This window comes from Chryseobacterium capnotolerans (genome assembly GCF_021278965.1).
GTDB classification, from domain to species: Bacteria; Bacteroidota; Bacteroidia; order Flavobacteriales; family Weeksellaceae; genus Chryseobacterium; species Chryseobacterium capnotolerans.
In genome coordinates this window covers 4,718,913-4,739,907 of record NZ_CP065589.1, presented here as the reverse complement: position 1 = coordinate 4,739,907, position 20,995 = coordinate 4,718,913, and the positions used below count along the sequence as shown (strand labels likewise).

20 protein-coding genes are annotated in these 20,995 nt (G+C 36.8%); 12 read left to right on the top strand and 8 right to left on the bottom strand.

The window, feature by feature from the left end; genetic code table 11:
* The first annotated feature begins 203 nt into the window (after positions 1–203).
* On the top strand, positions 204–1,793 hold the full coding sequence (locus H5J24_RS22705) for a non-ribosomal peptide synthetase (protein ID WP_228407583.1): 1,590 nt from the start codon (positions 204–206) through the stop codon (positions 1,791–1,793).
* A gap of 95 nt (positions 1,794–1,888) precedes the next feature.
* A complete protein-coding gene (locus tag H5J24_RS22700) occupies positions 1,889–3,319 on the top strand; it encodes a thioester reductase domain-containing protein (protein WP_232815881.1) in 1,431 nt (476 codons plus the stop codon).
* A gap of 87 nt (positions 3,320–3,406) precedes the next feature.
* Here H5J24_RS22700 and H5J24_RS22695 read toward each other — a convergent pair whose 3' ends face one another.
* A complete protein-coding gene (locus H5J24_RS22695) occupies positions 3,407–4,630 on the bottom strand; it encodes a spondin domain-containing protein (RefSeq protein WP_068940879.1) in 1,224 nt (407 codons plus the stop codon).
* Between the two features lie 185 nt (positions 4,631–4,815).
* Here H5J24_RS22695 and H5J24_RS22690 point away from each other — a divergent pair, with 185 nt between their 5' ends.
* Positions 4,816–5,097: a hypothetical protein gene (locus H5J24_RS22690; RefSeq protein ID WP_068940876.1), complete on the top strand. Its 282-nt coding sequence runs from the start codon at positions 4,816–4,818 to the stop codon at positions 5,095–5,097.
* Between the two features lie 17 nt (positions 5,098–5,114).
* Here the strand turns inward: H5J24_RS22690 and H5J24_RS22685 are convergent, their stop codons facing one another.
* Positions 5,115–5,591, bottom strand: coding sequence for a YdeI/OmpD-associated family protein (locus H5J24_RS22685; RefSeq protein WP_068940874.1), 477 nt, complete (start codon positions 5,589–5,591; stop codon positions 5,115–5,117).
* Positions 5,592–5,667: 76 nt separating this feature from the next.
* Positions 5,668–7,875: a S46 family peptidase gene (locus H5J24_RS22680; protein ID WP_068940872.1), complete on the bottom strand. Its 2,208-nt coding sequence runs from the start codon at positions 7,873–7,875 to the stop codon at positions 5,668–5,670.
* Between the two features lie 86 nt (positions 7,876–7,961).
* On the opposite strand from H5J24_RS22680, the gene H5J24_RS22675 reads away from it, so the two are divergent.
* Positions 7,962–8,396: an META domain-containing protein gene (locus H5J24_RS22675; protein WP_068940947.1), complete on the top strand. Its 435-nt coding sequence runs from the start codon at positions 7,962–7,964 to the stop codon at positions 8,394–8,396.
* Between the two features lie 108 nt (positions 8,397–8,504).
* Here the strand turns inward: H5J24_RS22675 and H5J24_RS22670 are convergent, their stop codons facing one another.
* From H5J24_RS22670 to H5J24_RS22650, 5 genes are all read right to left on the bottom strand, one after another.
* Positions 8,505–8,915, bottom strand: a complete 411-nt coding sequence (locus tag H5J24_RS22670) for a hypothetical protein (RefSeq protein ID WP_068940870.1) — start codon at positions 8,913–8,915, stop codon at positions 8,505–8,507.
* A gap of 6 nt (positions 8,916–8,921) precedes the next feature.
* Entirely contained in the window at positions 8,922–11,471 is a 2,550-nt protein-coding gene (locus H5J24_RS22665; RefSeq protein ID WP_068940868.1) for a beta strand repeat-containing protein, read from the bottom strand.
* A gap of 5 nt (positions 11,472–11,476) precedes the next feature.
* Entirely contained in the window at positions 11,477–11,956 is a 480-nt protein-coding gene (locus tag H5J24_RS22660; RefSeq protein WP_068940866.1) for a T9SS type A sorting domain-containing protein, read from the bottom strand.
* A gap of 160 nt (positions 11,957–12,116) precedes the next feature.
* Positions 12,117–12,302 (bottom strand): LytTR family transcriptional regulator DNA-binding domain-containing protein, encoded by a 186-nt coding sequence (locus H5J24_RS22655; RefSeq protein WP_232816397.1) that lies wholly within the window; start codon positions 12,300–12,302, stop codon positions 12,117–12,119.
* A complete protein-coding gene (locus tag H5J24_RS22650; protein ID WP_232815880.1) occupies positions 12,262–12,825 on the bottom strand; it encodes a LytR/AlgR family response regulator transcription factor in 564 nt (187 codons plus the stop codon). The genes H5J24_RS22655 and H5J24_RS22650 overlap by 41 nt, the downstream gene beginning before the upstream one ends.
* A gap of 232 nt (positions 12,826–13,057) precedes the next feature.
* Between H5J24_RS22650 and hflX the strand changes: the two genes are divergently transcribed.
* The 8 genes from hflX to H5J24_RS22610 all read left to right on the top strand — a co-directional run bounded on the left by hflX (position 13,058) and on the right by H5J24_RS22610 (position 20,769).
* Positions 13,058–14,242: a GTPase HflX gene (gene hflX / locus H5J24_RS22645; protein WP_232815879.1), complete on the top strand. Its 1,185-nt coding sequence runs from the start codon at positions 13,058–13,060 to the stop codon at positions 14,240–14,242.
* On the top strand, positions 14,242–14,871 hold the full coding sequence (locus H5J24_RS22640) for a DUF4919 domain-containing protein (RefSeq protein ID WP_068940859.1): 630 nt from the start codon (positions 14,242–14,244) through the stop codon (positions 14,869–14,871). Before hflX ends, H5J24_RS22640 begins: the two co-directional genes overlap by 1 nt.
* A gap of 23 nt (positions 14,872–14,894) precedes the next feature.
* The gene (locus tag H5J24_RS22635; RefSeq protein ID WP_068940856.1) at positions 14,895–16,181 is read left to right on the top strand and encodes a cation:proton antiporter; all 1,287 of its coding nucleotides are present in this window, start codon (positions 14,895–14,897) and stop codon (positions 16,179–16,181) included.
* Positions 16,182–16,201: 20 nt separating this feature from the next.
* Positions 16,202–16,924 (top strand): DNA alkylation repair protein, encoded by a 723-nt coding sequence (locus tag H5J24_RS22630; protein WP_068940854.1) that lies wholly within the window; start codon positions 16,202–16,204, stop codon positions 16,922–16,924.
* 130 nt (positions 16,925–17,054) lie between these two features.
* Entirely contained in the window at positions 17,055–17,723 is a 669-nt protein-coding gene (locus H5J24_RS22625; RefSeq protein WP_068940852.1) for a hypothetical protein, read from the top strand.
* Between the two features lie 17 nt (positions 17,724–17,740).
* Positions 17,741–18,022 carry a hypothetical protein gene (locus H5J24_RS22620; RefSeq protein WP_232815878.1) on the top strand — a complete coding sequence of 94 codons (282 nt, stop codon included), beginning with the start codon at positions 17,741–17,743 and terminating at the stop codon, positions 18,020–18,022.
* 62 nt (positions 18,023–18,084) lie between these two features.
* Positions 18,085–19,752, top strand: coding sequence for a hypothetical protein (locus H5J24_RS22615; RefSeq protein ID WP_232815877.1), 1,668 nt, complete (start codon positions 18,085–18,087; stop codon positions 19,750–19,752).
* Positions 19,753–20,769, top strand: coding sequence for a hypothetical protein (locus H5J24_RS22610; RefSeq protein ID WP_232815876.1), 1,017 nt, complete (start codon positions 19,753–19,755; stop codon positions 20,767–20,769).
* Positions 20,770–20,995: the final 226 nt, after the last annotated feature.

Sequence of the window (20,995 nt, the reverse complement as noted above, 5' to 3'; positions counted from 1 at the left end):
TTTATCTGCAACAACCGTTTACAAAGCTATTATCATTACACATTGAATTCATCATTGTGCCTAACCTTTGCACCTTGTTATTCCCTTAATTTTATGATTGAATAATAGGTCAGTGTCCATGTTTTCAATCAATTAGCTTTGAATGGTGTTGATAGAAAAAGTTCTAAGGAAAAGTAAGCTTTTAACCAAATCACATCATTACAATGTCAAATTCAACATCAACATTAGAAACCCAGTCATTGGGAACCGCTGTATTGCTGTCTTCCGCAGACAGAGAGAGACTTTTAAATGATTTCAATAAAACCGGATGGGATTATAAAAAGGAAGAAACTCTGGTATCCCTTTTTAGAAAACAGGTTGAACTTCATCCTGATCATGTTGCGGTTGTATACAAGGATCAGGAGATCACCTACAAAGAACTGGAACAGAAAAGTAACCAGCTTGCCAATCAATTAATAAACAAAGGCATTAAAGAAAATATGTTTGTTCCTGTGTGGCTTGACCGTTCTTTGGAGTGGGTTGTCGCTGTTCTTGGAATTGTAAAAACAGGAGCAGCATATGTTCCTATAGATCCGGCATATCCGGTAAAAAGGGTAGAATACATTCTTTCAGATACTTCTGCTCAAATAATGATTGCCAGCCAATATTTTGGTTCACAGCTTTCGGAGAATATAAAAACTGAAATTTTTCAGCTGAATACGATGAAAGATCTGGATTCCTTTTCTTTACAACAGCCGGAAATTGAAATTCATCAGGAAGCATTGGCATATACCATTTATACTTCTGGATCTACCGGAAAACCCAAGGGAGTAATGATTATCCATCAGGCAATTCAACATTTGGTAACATGGCATAACCATCACTTTCATGTGGATCATACCTCACATCTCACTATTGTTGCAGGTTTGGCATTTGATATTTCTGTGTGGGAAACATGGTCCGGACTTACCTCCGGAGCAAAGCTTTTTATTGCTGAAAATGAAGAAAGAACAGATACCTCTGCTTTAGTAGAATATTTCCACAAAAATCATATTACCCATGGCTTCGTACCAACAGTTCTTGTTCCATCTTTTATAGAGAAGACTAAAAATTATAATGATTTATCACTTAAATATCTTTTCACAGCGGGTGAAAAACTAAAACCAGTATTAACTACAGAATTGAGCTATGAACTCATAGATTATTACGGACCTACCGAATGTACAGTATATGCTACATTTAGGAGGGTTAAAGATGTAGAAGGTAAATATATCTCTTCAATAGGCAGGCCTATAGCAAATGCCAAAGCCTATATTTTAGGAAAGAATATGGAATTGTTACCCATAGGCGCTGTTGGTGAATTATATATAGGAGGTGACCTTTTAGCTAAAGGGTATCTTAATAATGAAGAACTTACCCATGAAAAGTTTATAGCTAACCCTTTTAAAAAGGAAGAAAAACTATATTGTACCGGAGATCTTGCCAAATGGCTTCCTGATGGAGAGATTGAATTTTTAGGAAGAATAGATAATCAGATAAAAATCCGTGGATTCCGGGTAGAATTGAGTGAAATAGAACGTACTCTGAGTCAACAGGAAGTTGTGCAGGAGGCTACCGTAATTACAAAAGATACAGCTGGGAACAATAAATATCTCATTGCTTTTATTGTATCTAAACCAGGTTCTGAAAAAGATAGTACCTCTGTCAGGAATCTATTGAAAGAAGAATTGCCGGGATATATGATTCCTGCCCAGATTATTTTTATTGATAAATTCCCCTTACAGCCAATGGAAAAACAGATTCTGATTTTTTAAAAAAACTGGCAGATAAAGAAGCAAAAGATCTGGTTTCTTTCGAGCCGCCCACTAATGAAACAGAACGGATTATTGCAGATATCTGGTCATCAGAATTGGAACGTCCAGTAATTAATATTACAGATAACTTCTTTGATATCGGAGGAAATTCTCTGTTAGTTGCTGTTGTAGCAGTAGCATTGGAAAGAAGACTGGAAGTAAAAGTATACCTGAGAGATATCTATCAGTATCCAGTATTGCAACAGCTCTCAGAAATGTTGATTACCAGGTCCAAAGAAACAAGAGAAGCCGCTCCAATAGAAGATATGGAACCTTATGTAGAGTTGCAGCAGGATGTATATCTTGCTCCGGGAACTGTATTTGCTGGAGGTTTTGATCCTAAGCAATTGGAAAATCCATCGGCTATATTTTTAACCGGAGTTACAGGATTTGTAGGAATTCATCTTTTACAGGAACTTTTAGATACAACAAATGCTGATATTTACTGTCTGGTAAGAGCTCAGGATGATTTTCATGCTAAAGAAAAAATTGACCGTTGCTATAAACAATTTGCTGTTCCTCAAAAAGAAGAACAAAAATCAAGAATTATTCCTGTAATTGGCGACCTGGCACTACCATCGCTGGGGCTTTCAGAAGAAATGTTTAAAATGTTGGCTGGAAAAACAGATTTAATTTACCATTCCGGAAGCTCAGTAAATTTTATAGAACCCTATTCCTATATGAAGGCTCCAAATGTAGAGGGGCTGAGAGAAATTATAAAACTGGCAGGGGCAGAAAGAACAAAATGTCTGGCACTGCTGTCCACGATATCAGTATATAGCTGGGGCCATATATTTACAGGAAAGACCGTTATGCTTGAATCGGATGATATTGCTCAAAATCTGATGTCGGTAAGCAAAGATATTGGCTATGTAAGGAGTAAATGGGTGATGGAAGCTGTAGCAGATTTGGCTGCAAAAGAAGGATTGCCATTGATCACTTACAGATTAGGGTATGCTATGTGCCACAGTGAAACAGGTGCAAGCGCTCCATATCAATGGTGGTCAGGCTTAGTGAAAAATTGTGTGGAATTCCAGTCTTATCCGGCCCTGACGGAATTGAGAGAAGGATTAATCACAGTAGATTATATGACCAAATCCATGGCTCATATTACTAAAAATAAAGAGGCGGTAGGGAAGAAGTTCAACTTAATTGCCAGTCCTGAAACGAACCTTACCTTAGAGGATTTCTTCGGACTCATGAAAAAGTATTATCCGTTTACATTAAAAAGCCTTCCTTATAAAGAATGGCGAAAACAATGGGAAGATGATAGTAAAAACCGATTGTATCCATTGACGAGTCTCTTTAGAGATAATATGCATGAAGGGTTATCCACTGTTGAGCTATATCAGAATACCTATGTCTGGGATTGCACCAATGTGCAGCAGTTTCTGAAAGGTTCAGATATAAAAGAACCGGTATTTGATAAAAATATGCTGGATTCCTATTTGAAGTACCTTGGTATTCCGCTTATGGAATCAATGTAAATTAAATCCCAGGCAGCAAAGCTGCGTGGGATTTTTGGAAAACCGAACTATTCCTTACAAATAGATCCAGGTTGAATCCAACAAACTTTAATTCACAGTTACTTTTATTACATTTTGCACAGCAGGAACCGGATATTGTGTTCCAACTTTAGAAATAGGCATACTTTCACTTTGTGGGATTCCGCCAAACAAAGCCTGACGATTTCCTGCACCAGGATATTGATCTACTCCAGTTCCTGAATCAAATAAAGAGGTTTTTGAACTAAGATCTCCTTTAAAATTAGCTTCGATATTTTGATCATTGGCATAGAACCAATCATTAGAAAAACCAAACATGGTTGCATAGGCAATCTTATCTCCCGGATCAGCTTTGAAGCTGGCCATTACCTTATTTCCTGGAGCCACAGGTGCATTACCTGCAACATAGACCCCTTTTATATTGGGTAACGATTTCAAACTATTCTGAAGTTTGGCCACATTCCCAAACTGGGCAATATCTTTCAATCCCATTCCGGCATCTGTTTTCCCAAGTTCATAAATAGGATTTTTATCCCCACGATACACAACGATCAGTGCAGGAGAAAGTCCCGTCATAATTCCTGTATTAGCCATAAGTTTTGCCTTCATTTTGTCAATATTTCCCATCTGGGCAATATCTGTGATCTCAGGATTGGATAATGCATTAGGAGTGAAAAATGGAGCACTGTTCAGGAGCTGCATACCGTTATAGTTAGATACGGCCCATACTCCCGGAGAAAATGGCGTCTGATTAGCTGTTCCGCCGGAAGTATTGTTAATGGTAAGAGTGAATTCAGATTTTACATCATCATAAGTCAGATTAAGTTTCATCAATTGCGAAGCTGTTACATTAGGAACCTGCATGATGGGCTTGCTCTCGGGCTGACCGGTCATATTGTCTTTAGTTCCGTTGTCCCATAATAATACGCTTGAAGAGACATCACCTGTGATAGGAACTCCATTAGAGTCAAAGAGTTTGATGCCTGGCTGTTGAGATGCAAAAAACCAATCTTTTGAAGCACCATACATCGTGGCAAACATAAGGGCCTGCGTTTTTCCTGCGCTGAACTTGAATGATACAGACTGCCCTGGCATGATCACCGGAGGAGTTCCTGATCCCTGAAAGCTTCCACTTTGTACAAAGTCTTTAGGAGCAACGATATTTTCGAATGTGATGGTTCTCTGATAAGAGTTGTCCATCATGTTGTTATCCGAATCGTCGCATGAAAAAAGCGTTAATGCAGCTGTTATAGCTGCCGCAAATACTGTGGTTTTAAAGAATGTCTTTTTCATAAAGTGATTTTTTTAAGTTGTAGTCAAAACTATAGTCGATCACTTTTAAAGATCCTGACAAAAAAATATCAAATATTTTAAAAATATTGAAATCAGCTAGTTTTATAAAGAGCTGTTTTGTAAATAATACGTCGAGTTCTGTCGCTAGAGATAAAGACTTTTGTCTCAGAATAAAAAAATAGAAAATGAATAAATATATGATATTAACTAAGGACTTTGTAGCTAATGAAAGTGTGGTGATAGATCTTACCTCATCAGGATTTGAAAATAGGCTGGATTCATTGATTTTTCAGAATCAACAAGGGCAGTCTGCACAATTTCTATGGCAGCCAGATCATGTAAAAAAGAGTGGGTATTTTAAAGAAGTCATGAATGACCTTGGAGTAAGGGTAGCTCATTATGACGGATTCCTGACTGTTACCAATGGAGGAGGAAAGCAATATTTGCAAGCAGAAGTAAAAGTGTAATAGATAAAGAAAGGTGATTATACTCCTTTTTTTCCTTCCAGAATCATCTGAATCATTTTAGCTTTTCTGCTTTCTCTTGTTTCAGGCTTTTTAGCTTCTTCAATCCATCGGATATATTCCTTTTTGTGGGTATAGCTCATTGTGTCGAATAATACTTTTGCATCAGGGTTTTCATTAAAGATCAAGACAATGTCATCTGCAATCTCAACAATTCTTTCTTCTTTATCTTCAATAAGAGAGACAGAAACCTCATCGCCAAAAGTTTTTCCAAGTTGCTGTCTGATTTCTTTGGTCAGTCCCAAAATATGACAGTCTGATTTCATTGTAACCAGACTTCCCTGGTATTCAGCCTTGTCATCAAATAGAGCTTTAATTTTTACCTGTCCTTTTTTGTTGAACAGCTTTTCTGTGGAAAATGGAAACTCTACAAAAGCAGCATTCATGTCTCCATTCTGTTTTATGATGGCTGTGAATAATATAGGCTGAGAACTCATTATTAATATTTTAATATTCAAAAATAAAAAAACCGTGAAAATTACTTTCACGGTTTCAAAAATATATCAGATAATATTATTTTTTCTTTGTTTTCTTAGGTAATGTTGTAGTACCTGAGTTTTTAGTTTTTGTATCAGCCGGAGTATTTGCATCTCTTACAAGCTTTAATTCATCAACTAATCTTCTTGCACCAGCAAATTTATCAATGGTCCAAAGAACAAAACGAACATCTACGTTGATTGTTTTCTGCCATTCAGGCTCGAATACGATATCTCCGCTTAATGCTTCGCTGTTTCCGTCAAAGGCAATACCGATAAGGTTTCCATCTCCATCAATTACCGGAGAACCAGAGTTTCCTCCTGTAATGTCATTGTTAGAAAGGAAGTTTACAGGCATGTATCCTTTTGCATCAGCATACTGTCCGAAATCTTTAAGGTTGTAAAGGTCAATTACTCTTTGAGGAAGATCGAATTCTTCATCACCTTTCTTGTATTTTCCAACAAGACCAGACATGTCTGTATAGTAGTTATCAGTAACTCCGAAGTAGTTTCTGTCTTCTCTGATAGGAAGTTTGTCTACTGTTCCGTAAGTTAATCTCATTGTAGAGTTGGCATCCGGATAGAATTTCTTCTCAGGCATAGCTTTCACTAAACCAGCTAAGAATAGGCGGCTGTTTTTTGCAAAATTATCATCTATCTTTACATATCTTTCAGTACTCATTTTCTGATCTGCGGTGATGCCGTTTGCTGCTTTCCAAAGTGGATCAGCATCAAGTTTTAATGCATCAGGATTCAATAAGAAGTTTGTTGCAGAAGTTTTGTTTGCAAAAATAGAAGAGTAAGCTAAGTTAGAAACTGTTTTAGCATCTAGCCCTAAGATAGTAGCAGAAGCCACTTCTGGATTTTTTACTCTAGCTTGGTAAAGGCTGGTCATTGCTGAAAGCATTTCCCCTTCCAATGGAGTACTGAAGTTTTCATAAGCCGCTTTAATCGCCGCTTCTGTTTTAGCCTTCATTGCTAATCTTCCTTGCATATCCTGAGCTGCATAAGTCTTTAGAACAGAACCTAATTGTAAAGCAAGAGAAATATATTTGGCGTTTCTAGAAAACTGAGTAGCATAGTTTCTTTCAACATTTCTGTCAGAAGTTTGTTTGTAATAAGCGCTGATATCATCTAAAATACCATCATACATAGTATTTCCCGGTTGAACTGCCCATGTTTTGAACTTATCCTCAATCCCTTTCTTATCAGTGATAGTTCCGTTTTTGTTAACAGCGTCAATCGTGCCTTGTCTGTTTTTCCAATAGTTAGCTACAGAAGCATATTGAGACGCATAGTTAAGCTGAGTCGCTTTATCTTTATCCATATACTTCTTCATTACATCCATTGCTGTTTTAGAAGCTTCAACCCAAGCCGGATAGTCTTTGTTTACCATCTGCTGAATTCCATAAGAAGTAAGGTAACGGTTTGTTCTGCCAGGGTATCCAAGGATCATGGAGAAATCACCAGGCTTAATTCCTTTAAGAGAAACCGGTAAGAAATGCTTAGGCTTCATAGGAACGTTACTTGGAGAATATTCTGCAGGATTTCCTGCTGCATCAGCATACACTCTGAAAACAGTGAAGTCTGCAGTATGTCTTGGCCATTCCCAGTTGTCAGTATCACCCCCGAATTTTCCTAATGATGAAGGTGGTGCCCCTACTAATCTTACATCTTTATAATCTTGGTATACGAAATAGTAGAATTCGTTTCCGTTGAAGAAATCTTTTACCACTACGGTATATTTCCCGTTTTCAGAGTTTTCTGTCTGGATTGCTTTAGTCTCAGCATCAATTACAGCTTTTCTCTCTGCTCCGGTCATATTGTTGTTTAGCTTGGATGTGATTCTTTGAGTAGCATCATCCATTCTTACTAAAAATCTTACATAAAGATCCTTTGCATTGAATTCGTCTTTCTGTTTCATTGCCCAGAATCCGTTCTTCAAATAGTCTTTTTCCGGAGTAGAAGCCGCAGCTACAGCTCCGTACCCACAGTGGTGGTTCGTGAATAAAAGTCCTTTATCAGAAACAATCTCTCCTGTACAGAAACCACCAAAACTTACAATGGCGTCTTTTAAGCTGGAATTGTTTACTGAATAAATTTCTTCAGGCGTTAGATGTAGACCCTCTTTTTGCATATCAACACCGTTAAGTCTTTTGACAAGCATAAGCAGCCACATCCCCTCATCCGCCCTCATCTGAGCAAAGCTCAGTAAGAAAGTGAATAGTAGAAATAGTCTTTTCATTTTATAAAATAATTTTTGTGTCGCTAATTTACTAATTTTTATGAGATTCAGCCCAGGATTGGTATGAAAATGGGATGATAATCAGCATGAAAAAAATATTATTTCCACTTTTGACAATATTATTCTTAGGGCTTGTGGTAAATTGTTCTGCTGTACCAGATAAAGATCCTTATTTACAAAGACAATGGATGCTGGTTTCTTTCGATGGGTTTTCTAAAGATCAGCTAATCGATCATAAAGCTGAAATTAATCTGACTGGAAAGATGGAAAAGGGGAAAATTTATGGAAGTGCATACATGGGTTGTAACCAGATGTCTTTTACTTCTGAATTTAAAAAAGAAGGAAAAGTGAAGATTTCTCAGGGAGTAAGTACTTTAAAAGGCTGTCAGGATATGACTCTGGAAACTTCTTTTCAGAAAAAATTTGAAACCATGACGAAATACTCTGTGGAAGGGCATTTTCTTACGTTGTCTGACAATCAGGGAAATATTATGAAATTTGTAGCTGCTGATTGGGATTAATGATTCGAACTTTAATAATACAAAAGTCCGCTGGTCAGCGGACTTCTTTTTGTTTGAAAAATCTAGTTTGGTTATCAGTTTTTGGGATTATTAGTTTTTTTAGGGCTATTAGTTTTTAGGAATTGTTTTTTTTATTTCTTCTAAAGTTGCAGTATTAGGGAGCCCAATAATTGTTTTTGTGTTCCTAGAATTTATAGTATTGTGATATGCCTGTCTGTTGGGAATTGTTTTTTTTATTTCTTCCAATGTTGCCGTATTGGGAAGCTGTTTTCCGGAGTCGCTGGAAGCTTTAGATTTTTGTTCCTGTTTTTTTACTTCCAGTCCCTGGTCAGAAGTTAATCCTGTATGCGGAGTTTGCTTTTCTAAATTTTCTTTGGCCTCCTGCATGAGTTTTGCTTCCTGCTCTTTTATTTGCTTCAGTGCCTGTGTCTGGTCTTCCATTGGAACAGACTGTTTATTCTCTTGAGCATAAATAAAAGTGCCCAGGAATAATAACGGGATGATATATGCTGTTTTCATAATGGCTTATTTTATATTGACTAGTACTTGAATTTTACCAACCTCTTTTTGACTGAAATCTTGAAGGGCTTTTCCGATGACCTGTCCTATTTTTACCTTTTTAAGATTGGCCTTCATGGCAACACCTGTTTGGGAGGATGTGACCAAAAGATCTCCCCTTTTTATTTTTCCGTTTTCAAGACATACCTTGGTAGGGATAACACCGATGACTCCCATTGGAACTTTACCGGAAAGATCCGTATCTATATGTTCTTCTGTCAAAAGTACACCAGGTTTGGTGGCGTATACTCCGGCTACAAGATTAGAGTAAGGGGTTGAAGATTTCTCTACTGTTCGGTCAGAATTTGTAGAAATGACCAGTATATCACCGGGTTCATATTGAGAAGCAGCTCCTTCTACATCAAATGCTTCGGCAACGTCTGCGCCGCTATTTTGTGTTCCGCCATTGAAGAACCCTGTTCCTGCTTTATTGATACGGGCAACATTTGCAGATGCACTTTGATAGATGGCGATATTACCGGATGGTCCCTGATGATTAATCAATAGAGTAGAGCCTGTACCGGTTGTCGTTACATGTACTACCGGTTGTCCATTAGCGTTGTTGAAGTTAGCAAATCTGCCTGCTTTACCCGTACCAAAGTTGGGGATGAAACCAGAGATGGCGTTACCAGGCCCGTCACAAGATGCCTCAATACCATCACCATTTCCCCCCGCATTAGCTGTAATCCCATTTCCATTTCCATCAGTCAGGGCTAATACTGCGGGACCATTTCCGGAAGCATTTGAAGCGTAAAATAGACCTGCATAACCACCCGTTCCTGAAGAGACACCATATATACCCGCTGTTCCGAAATTAGCAAATTGTGAATTGACTTCTCCTTTTACTGCAGCAGAGGTTCCGGTTACTCTATCAACCTTGAAGTTTCCAGCAATACCATTTCCTATAGTTTTTACAGTTACTACATCACTTGTATTATCTTCATTGAAAATTTCAAACCTTCCGGCTCTTCCGGTAGAAAAACTAGGAACCCATGCGTAGAGAGCGTTTCCTGCTCCATCAATATTGGTTTCCACGCCGTTTCCGTCTTTGCCGGCATTAGCAGTAATGGCATTTCCATTTCCATCAGTTAAAGCAATAAGTGAAGCTCCGTTCCCGGCAGGATTTGAGGCATAGAATAGACCTGCTCGGCCCCCGGTTCCTGAAGAGACACCAAATACAGCGGCAGCACCAAAGTTTCCAAAAATAGTATTTACTTCTCCTCTTACAGCAGCACCTACACTGTTGTTATTATCAAGTAAAAAAGAAGCTGCATTTCCCTTTGTGTTGTCGGGAATGTTTCCATTTCCGTTAGATACCACTTCAAAAGTATTCGCGTCAGTATTGGTATTGTTAAAATTTTCAAATCTACCTGCTCGTCCGGTACTGTTATTGGTCCCTACTTGTCCATAGACTCCTATCCCTGTTCCGGATGTGTTGGTTGCAATAAAACCTCTTACCCCATATCCACCGCCATCATTTCTACCTACTACAGCTCCGGCTATATCACTGGTAGTTCTTCCGACTACAGCTTCACCAGCTCCGTTGTTATCGGCCACCACACCAGCAGAGGTTTGGGCAGTAGTGATCCCATGAATAGCAAACCCTGCTCCTGTAGAGCTTCTTACCCCAGCGCCATTTCCGGTAGAGGAGACATTGACAACAGTTCCGTTTCCTACCGTAGAAACACTGAGCGCATTATTATTATTGGCATTATTGAAAATAGAAATACTTGCTGGGATTCCATTATTACTGGTTGCTGTGAGTCCGGTACCTGTATTACTGTTAGCATATACACCTGTTCCATTACCTGTTGCATTGCCATATACTCCGAGTCCATTAGGAGTCGTTCCATAGACGCCCCATCCGCTTCCAGCCTGGCTTCCGTAAACCCCTACACCAAGTCCCCCTGTTCCGTTATTGATTCCTCGTACTGCAGAAGAAAATCCTCCTGGTGATGTACTGGTTACAATTCCTCTTACCGCTGCAATATTGGATGTTGTCGTGTTGTTATTCCCTTCTAGTGAAGTTCCGTCTCCATCGTTCGTTAAAGAGAATAGAGTAGAAGGATTATTGACAGTATTGGTATAAGGGATCGCAAAACTTCCCCCACTGCCTCCTGCAGATTTTGCATACATGGCATAGGGAACACTTAAGAGCTGGCTGGTTCCTGCTATGGTATAGTTTGTGCCGCCTGAAGGGTCAGTTTCTGTTTTCAAATAATAATTTCCCAGAGTCCAATCGATAGAAGGGAAGGTCCCTGAGAGTATAGTTCCGGTTCCTATCTCCATATTGATAAGGCCGTTGGCATTTGTATTTCCGGTAAGCCGCTCAGAATATACTAGTGTGCCTGCAGGAGATCCTTGTAATAGACTTACTTTGACAGCAATCGCCTGATTGCCTAGTAACTGTCCTGATCCGTTTCTTATGACAGCCTGGTAGCTCATTTTTTCAGGAGCCTGTGAAAGTCCCATACAGAGACCAGACAGAATCCAGAACAATAATAATATTTTTTTCATGGTGATTATTTTTTGATGATTTTAAATGTTTTTACGTTTTCTCCATGTTGGTTAATTCTAATGATATAGGTCGCAGAAGGGATATCGGAGAAATTGAGCTCAGATTTTGGTTGTGAGATCAAATCTTTTCGGATTAATTTACCCTGAGCATCAAATAGCTGGTATTCTGCTCCTTTAAAATTATTTGTAGTAAAGTCCAGGTATAGATAATCTTTGAAAGGATTGGGGTACAGTAAAATATCTTTCAAGTCTGATGTTGCTGCTTCACGAGTGGTAAGTGCCGTGATTTCATAAGGTTGTTGAACGCCTTCCAGAACCTGGTCTCCGCTGCCCTTATAAAGATAGGCCACTTGCCCGATACTGTAGGATACAGAGCCATTGCCGCCTGAAGCATCCATTCCCGTTGCCAATACTGCAGATTGAGCTTTGAGGAATGAGATGGAAAAGGCAAACATGATGAGAGAATAAATAGATGTTTTTTTCATGGATAACAGTTTTTAAGGTGATAAATTCAAGTCTTTCCATAAGAAATTTGGGAAGACTAAATTACAGCGTATCTTAACCTGATCGCTGAAAAATAGACCAACGGCAGAAATAATCGACCAATGGCATTTTGTGAATTATTATTGAATGGTAACCGCCTTTTTAAGGCTCAAAGAAAGACAGATTATTTTTGTAAGTTCTGCCGATGGGCAGCTTTATATCGTGAATCAGTTCTATTTCATGACAGCTTTTTCCCCGGATGAGGTGTTTGGGAACGGCATAGCTTCTGTGTATTCTGATAAAAGAGTCAAAAAAGCTTTTGTGTAGAAGATTGCCTAAAGAATCCAGAATACAGTGTTTTTTTTTCCAGAGTGATGATCCGTGTATAGTCTTTGAGAGCTTCCAGGTAAAGAATATCTGTTTTTCTGACCTGAAAAATATTTCCGCTCTCTTTTATCTTAATAAAATCATGTCCCAGTATCGCATCATAGCATTCACATTTTTCTTTTACTTTGAAGAATTCGAAAAGTCTCTGCATGGAGTAGTGGAAGCGTTCTGAAGTGAGGGGCTTGGTGATAAAATCCAGGGTGTCGATTTCGAAAACATAAGCAGCAAGCTCAGGATGGGAACTCACAAATATGCAGGCAGGAATTTTATGGGCTAATTTTCGAAATTCCAGTCCGCTCATGCCTTTTAAATTGGTTTCGGTGATCAGAAGATCAATCGGAAGTTCCAGGTAAGGAATTGCTTTTTCAGCCGAATCAAAAGAAGCGACAATTTCTATATTCTCATACTGTTTAAGATAATGCTGAAGAACCAGCCTGTCCAGTTCATCATCATCAATAATCATACATCTAATATGGGTCATCATGATCTTCTGGAAATTAATTTTTAATTTAAAAGTTTAAAAATCAGAAAATTATTATATAAAGTTATTGATTTTTTATAAAATAATAAATAGCTAAACTTAAATTTATATTAAAAAATGTGATTAAATAAAAATTGATTTTGTTTTTTTTCTGAAAAATATTATCTTGTAAAAATCATAAACATAGACAGAACTTAATGCTAGAAAAAAAGAACATAATTATGAGAAAGCGGTCTTGGTAGGAATTATTACTCAAAATCAAGATGAAGAAAAACTGGTGGAGTACATGGATGAACTTGAGTTTTTAGCTTTCACGGCAGGAGCAACCGTACAAAAACGCTTTACCCAAAAATTAACACAGCCTGATTCCAAAACCTTTATTGGGAGCGGAAAAGCACTCGAGATAAAAGAATATGTAAAAGAAAATGAGATCGGAACCGTAATTTTTGACGATGAGCTTTCTCCTTCGCAGCTTAAAAACTTAGAAAGAGAAATGGAGGTTAAAATCTTAGACCGCACCAATCTTATTCTCGATATTTTTGCGCAAAGAGCACAAACTTCCTATGCGAGAACTCAGGTGGAGTTGGCTCAATATCAGTATCTTTTGCCTCGATTGACCAGAATGTGGACTCACTTGGAGCGTCAGAAAGGGGGAATCGGGATGAGAGGTCCCGGAGAAACGGAGATTGAGACTGACCGTCGTATCATTCGTGACAGAATTACTCTCTTGAAGGATAAACTGAAAATTATCGATAAGCAGATGGCTACTCAGCGTAACAACCGCGGAAAAGTAGTGCGTGCCGCTTTGGTAGGATATACGAACGTTGGAAAGTCTACCTTGATGAACTCTATTTCAAAATCTGAAGTCTTTGCTGAAAATAAATTGTTTGCAACACTGGATACCACTGTAAGAAAAGTGGTAATCGGGAATTTGCCGTTTCTGCTTACCGATACGGTAGGTTTCATCAGAAAATTGCCTACTCAGCTGGTAGAATCATTTAAATCTACGTTGGATGAGGTTCGTGAAGCCGATCTTTTGATTCATGTGGTTGATATTTCTCACGAAAGTTTTGAAGATCATATCAACTCTGTTAATCAGATATTAATGGATATCAATGCTCATCAGAAACCGATGATTATGGTGTTTAACAAAATTGATGATTTCAGCTATGAGAAAAAGGATGATGATGATCTGACTCCTAGTACGAAGAAAAACGTTTCTCTCGAAGAATGGAAAAAAACATGGATGGCTAAATCAAAGCACCCCACTGTTTTCATTTCTGCTTTAACGAAGGAAAACTTCCCGGAAATGAAAAAGATGATCTATGATGAGGTCATGAAGATCCATATTTCCAGGTTCCCATACAATGATTTCCTTTTCGAGTACTTTGATGACGAAGAGGAAGAAAACAACAATTAATGAAATATCATTTTTTCCTTTTATTCATTCTATTTTCGGTTTTTGGGTTCAGCCAGAAATCAAAAATAGATTTTAAAGCGATTGAGAAAAGTCTCAAAGGGTCTGATTCTCCGTACAATTACGATAAACTTCTTTTTAAATATAAAGGGTATCCGAAGTCTTTGGATAGTATAGAAGCCCAGTATCTTTACTATGGAAGGAGTTTCAGAGAAGACAAAATAAATACCTCAGACGAAGCCTTCAAAAGTTTGGCGGAAGCTTTTAAGCAAAACAATTTTGAAGAGTGTATCAAGCAGGGAAAAGCGATGTATGATAAAGATCCTACAAACCTTGATATTCTGCTTATTTTGCTCAGAGCTTATGATTCTTTAAAAGATGGAAATAACTTTATGCATCATCTGAGCCAGTTTCGTGCTTTGGCAGATGGAATCAAAAGTTCAGGTGACGGAAAGTCTGAAAAAACTGCTTATCTCGTAAATTCGGTAGGAGATGAATACATTTTGCTGAATATTCTGAATATAGGAAATGATTATACAAGAGGATCAAAGCCTTCAAAGGACGGAATGTTTGATATCTGGGAAAAAGACGGTCAAAAAATATACATCAAGGTCCTTTATTTAGACTTATAAATTAATTTATAAAAGAACACTTAGTGGAATTATATTATTCATTTTCAGCATTAATCGTATTAGCATCCATATTTGCCTATTTGAATTACAGATTTTTAAAACTTCCAAGCACCATTGGAATCATGGTGATTGCCATTGTGGTTTCCATTTTTCTGGTAATGTTCGGAGAAACTGTACTTCCAAGAACATTTGGACATCTTCATAATCTGATGAACGGTATTGATTTTACAGAGGTTCTAATGGGTGCTATGCTTAATTTTCTTCTTTTTGCAGGAGGAATTCATATTAATATTAATGATCTCAAAGAACAGTTCCGGCCTGTATTGATATTTTCTACTGTGGGAGTTGTAATTTCTACTTTCGTGGTGGGTTTTGGAATGTTTTATCTCCTTCCATATGTGGGAATTAAGCTTCCGTTTATCTACTGCCTTGTTTTTGGTGCGCTGATTTCTCCTACCGATCCGGTAGCTGTTCTGAGTGTCCTGAAGCAGGCTAAAGTTTCTAAATCACTGGAAACAAAAGTAGCCGGTGAATCTCTCTTTAATGATGGTATGGCTGTGGTGGTTTTTACAGTAGTGCTGCAACTAGCTGTTGGAAAAGAAGTAGATCTGGGAGTAGAAAATATTGCGTTGTTATTACTTCATGAAGCTGGAGGAGGTCTTTTATTGGGGGTTCTGCTAGGATGGGTTACTTCAAGATTAATGCGTGAAGTAGATGATTATATTATTTCCGTATTGGTAACACTTTCTGTGGTGATGGGTGGTTATCTTATTGCAAGACAAATGCATATTTCCGGGCCATTAACGATGGTAGCAGCAGGATTATTTATGGGGAATTTTAACCGTAACTTCAAAATGAAATCTGTTACCCAGGACTACCTTATCAAATTCTGGGAATTAATTGACGAAATTCTGAATGCTGTATTATTCTTGTTCATAGGATTTGAGCTTTTAATGATTAAAGACCTTAAACACTTTATGATTCCCGGTTTACTGGCTATTTTTGTAGTGCTTTTTGCCAGATTTATTTCGATTTGGGGACCTACGAAGTTTACTTCCTTGAGAAGGAGCTTTAGCCCGCAAACGGTAAAAGTATTGGTTTGGGGTGGAATTCGTGGCGGCGTTTCCATTGCATTGGCAATGTCTGTCCCTAAAAGTGAGTATAGTGAGACGATCCTAAGTATTACGTACTGTGTAGTGGTATTTTCTATTATCGTTCAGGGGCTTACTATTGCGAAAGTAGCGAACCCTAAACAGATTGTAAAGGAAGAAGAAGAGCAGGAAAATAATGTTCTGGAGAATAAAGCTTAGTTAAAAAAATCACACGATTAATGAGTACTGATATTGTAAAAGAAATACAGGAAGCTCTGGCAGTTTTATCTATTCCTGAAAAAGCAGAATTCTTTCCAAGATTTTTCAAAACAGGAAAAGGAGAATATGGAGAAGGAGACTTGTTTTTGGGAGTAAAAGTACCGGATCAGAGAACTGTTGCCAAAGAATATTACTCAAAAATCAATTTAAAAGAACTCGGTAGGCTTCTTTCTTCAAAATATCATGAACACCGGTTAACAGCTCTTTTTATTCTCATTTCAAAATTTGAAAAGACAAAGGATAAAACGGTAAAAGATGAAATTATTGAGTTTTATCTTAACCATCTTCAGTATGTTAATAATTGGGATCTGGTAGATTCCAGTTGTTATAAAATTCTAGGCAGATATACCTATGAAACTGGGAAAGACAACTTGTTGAGAGAGCTCTCCAAAGCAGAAGAAATGTGGCATAAGAGAATTGCTGTGGTAGGAACTATGTATTACATTAAAAAAGGAGATTATAATCTTACTAAGGAATTCGTAACCAGAAATCTTAAGCATACCCATGATCTGATGCACAAGGCCAATGGCTGGTTACTTCGTGAAATGGGTAATAAAAACGAGCAGGAACTCATCTGCTACCTGAATGAATATTATAAAGAAATGCCAAGAACCTGCCTGCGATATGCTATTGAAAAGCTGAACGAGGATTTGAGACAGGATTATTTAAAAGGACGCATTTAAAAAATAAAAACGAGAAATAGTTGAATTTTCCGTCTGAAAAATACCGGAAAATAGCTATTTATATTTGAAAAACTAAAGATCATAAGGATTTAAGGCCAGAATTAAGTAATTTTGTGGCTTTAAACCAATCATGAAACATTTTCTTAAATTATTTCTTCTATTTTTCCCATTGTTATTTCTGACAAGCTGTTTTGATATTCTGGATAAAGTGAATTTAAAAGCAGACGGTACAGGAGAATATACAATTATTCTTAATGCCAGCAAGAGCAAAACAAGACTTGCATCCATCTCTAAAATGGAAACCATCAACGGAAAAAAAGTTCCCAAAAAAGCTGAAATTGAAAATAAAATCAGCGAAGCAGCAAAGATTTTCAAAGAAACTCCCGGAATCAGCAATGTGAAAACATCCGTAGATTTGGATAACTATATTATCAAATTGAGCTGTAATTTCAAAAAAATTGAAAACATCAATGCAGGCCTGGAAAAACTGAAAGCTCAGAAAATAATGGGGAAAATGGTTCCAACACAGGTTTACAGCCATAATCTAGGGAAAAAGACATTGACAAGAAATAAAGTAAATACCTTCAAAGAAGATTATGATAAAATGAGTAAGGCGGATAAGGAAGTTTTTAACGATGCAAAATATACTTCCATCATGCAGTTCGAAAGTACCGTGAAATCACAAACCAATGGTACTTATGTGCTCTCTCCTAATAAAAAAGCACTTAAGCTGGAGGCTGATATCCTGGATCTTATCCTTCAGAAAAAGCAAATACAAAACACAATTATTTTTCAATAAATTTCTAAACTATAGTCATGAAATCTATCCTAATAAAAACACAGAAAATTATTTTCGTACTCTTTGGTTTTACGCTGGCTTTTGCTCAAAATAGTATGAAATTTCCATCAGATGCCGTATTTTATATGGAAGTCAATGGAAAAGAGCTTAATAATAAAATCAATTGGAATAAGCTGAACCCGTTGCTGCATGAACTCAGCAAAAAGATAAAGAAAAACCTTCATGGACAGACTATTCCAAAACAGGAATTAAATATGACGCTGTTCAGTATCACTATGCAAGTTTCAATGATTCTATAAAGACATATAATACTCATTTTATCATTGACAATAAAGAAAAGTTCCAGGATTTTGTAAATTCTATGAAGAAAAAAGGACAGGAAGTTTTCAACAAAAAGAACTATTCTTATGTAGACATTGATGATGATATTTTTGTAGCATGGAATGGAAGCCGTGCAGTTCTCAGCATGATCAGCTATACAAGACCTTATAAAGGAGATCTTTGGGCTGAAGAGGCCGTTACAGATAGTACTGCAGTTGCCGTTGCTGATTCTGCTGTTGCAGTAGATGTTTATGCTGATGAACCGGAAAAACCCTTTGATTATAAAGAGGAAATCAAAAACCTGAAAGATGATATTAAGTATCTGAAAGAAAGTATTAAAGATAATAATAACGAGATCGCAAGAATTCAGAAAGATATCAAATACCTGCAAAAACATCACAAATATCCTAAGGAAAAAGAAAGTACAGAGGTTCCTTATGAAGAGGGAGAAACGCCTAATGAAGCTTATGACGAAGAAGCGGAAAAAGCTTATCAGAAAGAGCAGGATTCTATCCGTAGGGAAGACTTCAAGATCGTTCAAAAGAATGCGGAAGACAGATTTGATCAATATTTTAGTTCCAATTTAGAAATTGAAGTTCCTAAAGAGATGTTGTCATTCAGGGATGCTCATTCCGATGTTTTTGTTTATACAGATTACGGAAGAATTGTAAATGAAGGAATCTATGGTAAAATGACAAAATATTATACGTATGGACAGCTCTTCAAAAATATGTATAATTCTAATCATTCATACAATCTCTATTTTGATAAAGATAAAGTAAGACTGGTGAATAATTATCAGCATAAAAATTCTGAAATTCAGAAGAGTATGTCTGCTATTTATAAAGGGAAGAAAAATAAGAAACTGTTAGGACTTATCAATGAAAAAAGTGTGGGTTACTATGCTATGAATGTGGATGGAGCCAAATGTTTTGATATGATGTACAGCCTTCTTCAAAATTCAGGAGTAAATGAGTACAAAAAAGAAATGGAGCTCATCATGGAGACCATGAAAATTATTCTGGATGAAGAAGCTATTGCCAAAATTGCCCCAGGAAACGGAATTTTTGTTCTGAATGAGTTGAAATCTAAAAAAGTAGAGTATACAGACTACGAATATGATGCTGATTTTAATGAAAAAGAAGTAAAGAAAACCAAAGAGATTGCTGTTCCTAACTTCACATTTGCTTTTGCAACAGAGAATGAAGGCTATTGGAACCGTATGTTTGATATGCTGGCTGCCAATAAAAAATTGTCTAAAAGATTCTCTAAAAAAGGAAGTTTATACACTTTTAAAGAAGAGAAAGAAGGCGGATATGTAGACCAGCTATTCTTTACTGTGAAAGATGGTGTTGTGTATCTGATGAGTTCTGCGGATAATATGTTGCCAGTAAACCAATCTGATATTTCCAGAAAATGGGCAAAAGATTCCGCTAAATATCCTTTGTCAGGAAGATTGGATCTTCAGAAACTTTTAACCGGTTTAGATAAAGAATTCAAAAGCCCTAAAGAAAGAAAAACATTGGATGCCATCAGAAAGAATGTAGGAGAATTGTTTTATAAAACTGAAGTAAAAGGCGAAAGTATCCAAACGGAAATGAATTATAATATCAAAGATACTTCTGAGAACAGTCTAATGTATTTCTTTGATGTATTCGACCAGGTTTTTAAAACAAAAGAAACAGAAAAAAAATCTCCAATCTTATAGATGAAAAAGAAGAAGATTATTGTCCCATTACTTTTATTACTCGCTGTTGGGTTGTATTTTGTGGCTTTTTATAAAGACAAACGTCTCAAATACATTCCTGGAAATGCTGATGCAGTGGTTTTAATCGATACAAAGAAACTAATGGGACAATACCTCTTCAGCTGGGTCACACATCCTTCAAGCTGGTCCGGAAGCGATACGAAAAGTAAAAGTTCCCCTTCATTCAAAAATTCAGGAATCAGAATTCCGGATTTTTTGCAGATATTCCATATTAAAGATTCTAAGTTCTCAGAATGGTATAGTATTTTAGAGCTTAAAGATCCTCAAAAGTTCATTGCTTTTTTAAAACAGCAAAAGTTTACGAATAATGGAAATAATAAATTTCAGAAGGATCAGTATTTCATTATAATAGATGGAAATCACTGTATTGCTGGAACTTCTGATCTTGCTTTTGAAACTATTCAGAAACAACTTTTTCACACATCTTCAAATCCTGTTCGGAATACAGACGAGTTTATTCAAAATACATTGGGAAGCCTTTCTTTTATCTCAGGACAGAAAATTGAAAACTTTTCTATTGAATTACATGATGATGAAATTGAAATCAAAAACAATTCAAATCAGGAAGTTCTTAATTCAATTGCTTCAAAACTTCAGAAAGGAAACCACTTTCTGGAAATGGAATTAGACCAGGATAACCTCAGAAAATTCACTTATTTTTTAGATAAGGATATGGCCGATTCTTTACGGGCTACTTCTTTTAAAGCTACTGCCAGCCTCGAACAGGTAAATGACACCATCATCAGCTATGAATATGATGACAACTTTAATGAAGTTGAAAAAAGACCTTTCAGAAGATTATACAGCCAAATTATAGTATTAAAATTCAAAGTAAGGATCCTGGAAAAGTATGGAGGTATTTCCAGTCTAAAAAGTGGATCAACGGAGAAAACCAATTTACTCAAATTCCTTTTCAACCCAATAAAATTAGCCAAAATAGTGATGGTGTTGTTATAAAATCAACCCGAAAACCTGTATTATCTTCACCTCTATTGCAAGAAAACTATATCATGGTCAGAAACAGTACTCTGCTGTATTCATCTTTAAAAACACTGAGTAACAAAGAGAAAAAAATCATTTCTGATATCGATTATGTGCTGTATGGGAATAAATCACAGGATTATTGGGTGAAAATAAAAGCGAAAAAAGGAAATTTACCCCTAATTTTACGGTGGTAACTGGT

What these genes read in the sequence shown, in the direction of transcription:
- H5J24_RS22625 (WP_068940852.1), top strand. Translation starts at nt 17,055, where the DNA reads ATGAAACATTTTCTTAAATTATTTCTTCTATTTTTCCCATTGTTATTT.
- H5J24_RS22690 (WP_068940876.1), top strand. Translation starts at nt 4,816, where the DNA reads ATGAATAAATATATGATATTAACTAAGGACTTTGTAGCTAATGAAAGT.
- H5J24_RS22660 (WP_068940866.1), bottom strand. Translation starts at nt 11,956, where the DNA reads ATGAAAAAAACATCTATTTATTCTCTCATCATGTTTGCCTTTTCCATC.
- H5J24_RS22705 (WP_228407583.1), top strand. Translation starts at nt 204, where the DNA reads ATGTCAAATTCAACATCAACATTAGAAACCCAGTCATTGGGAACCGCT.
- H5J24_RS22640 (WP_068940859.1), top strand. Translation starts at nt 14,242, where the DNA reads ATGAAATATCATTTTTTCCTTTTATTCATTCTATTTTCGGTTTTTGGG.
- H5J24_RS22675 (WP_068940947.1), top strand. Translation starts at nt 7,962, where the DNA reads ATGAAAAAAATATTATTTCCACTTTTGACAATATTATTCTTAGGGCTT.
- H5J24_RS22610 (WP_232815876.1), top strand. Translation starts at nt 19,753, where the DNA reads ATGAAAAAGAAGAAGATTATTGTCCCATTACTTTTATTACTCGCTGTT.
- H5J24_RS22685 (WP_068940874.1), bottom strand. Translation starts at nt 5,591, where the DNA reads ATGAGTTCTCAGCCTATATTATTCACAGCCATCATAAAACAGAATGGA.
- H5J24_RS22670 (WP_068940870.1), bottom strand. Translation starts at nt 8,915, where the DNA reads ATGAAAACAGCATATATCATCCCGTTATTATTCCTGGGCACTTTTATT.
- H5J24_RS22680 (WP_068940872.1), bottom strand. Translation starts at nt 7,875, where the DNA reads ATGAAAAGACTATTTCTACTATTCACTTTCTTACTGAGCTTTGCTCAG.
- H5J24_RS22620 (WP_232815878.1), top strand. Translation starts at nt 17,741, where the DNA reads ATGAAATCTATCCTAATAAAAACACAGAAAATTATTTTCGTACTCTTT.
- H5J24_RS22630 (WP_068940854.1), top strand. Translation starts at nt 16,202, where the DNA reads ATGAGTACTGATATTGTAAAAGAAATACAGGAAGCTCTGGCAGTTTTA.
- H5J24_RS22695 (WP_068940879.1), bottom strand. Translation starts at nt 4,630, where the DNA reads ATGAAAAAGACATTCTTTAAAACCACAGTATTTGCGGCAGCTATAACA.
- H5J24_RS22615 (WP_232815877.1), top strand. Translation starts at nt 18,085, where the DNA reads ATGAAGAAAAAAGGACAGGAAGTTTTCAACAAAAAGAACTATTCTTAT.
- H5J24_RS22650 (WP_232815880.1), bottom strand. Translation starts at nt 12,825, where the DNA reads ATGATGACCCATATTAGATGTATGATTATTGATGATGATGAACTGGAC.
- H5J24_RS22665 (WP_068940868.1), bottom strand. Translation starts at nt 11,471, where the DNA reads ATGAAAAAAATATTATTATTGTTCTGGATTCTGTCTGGTCTCTGTATG.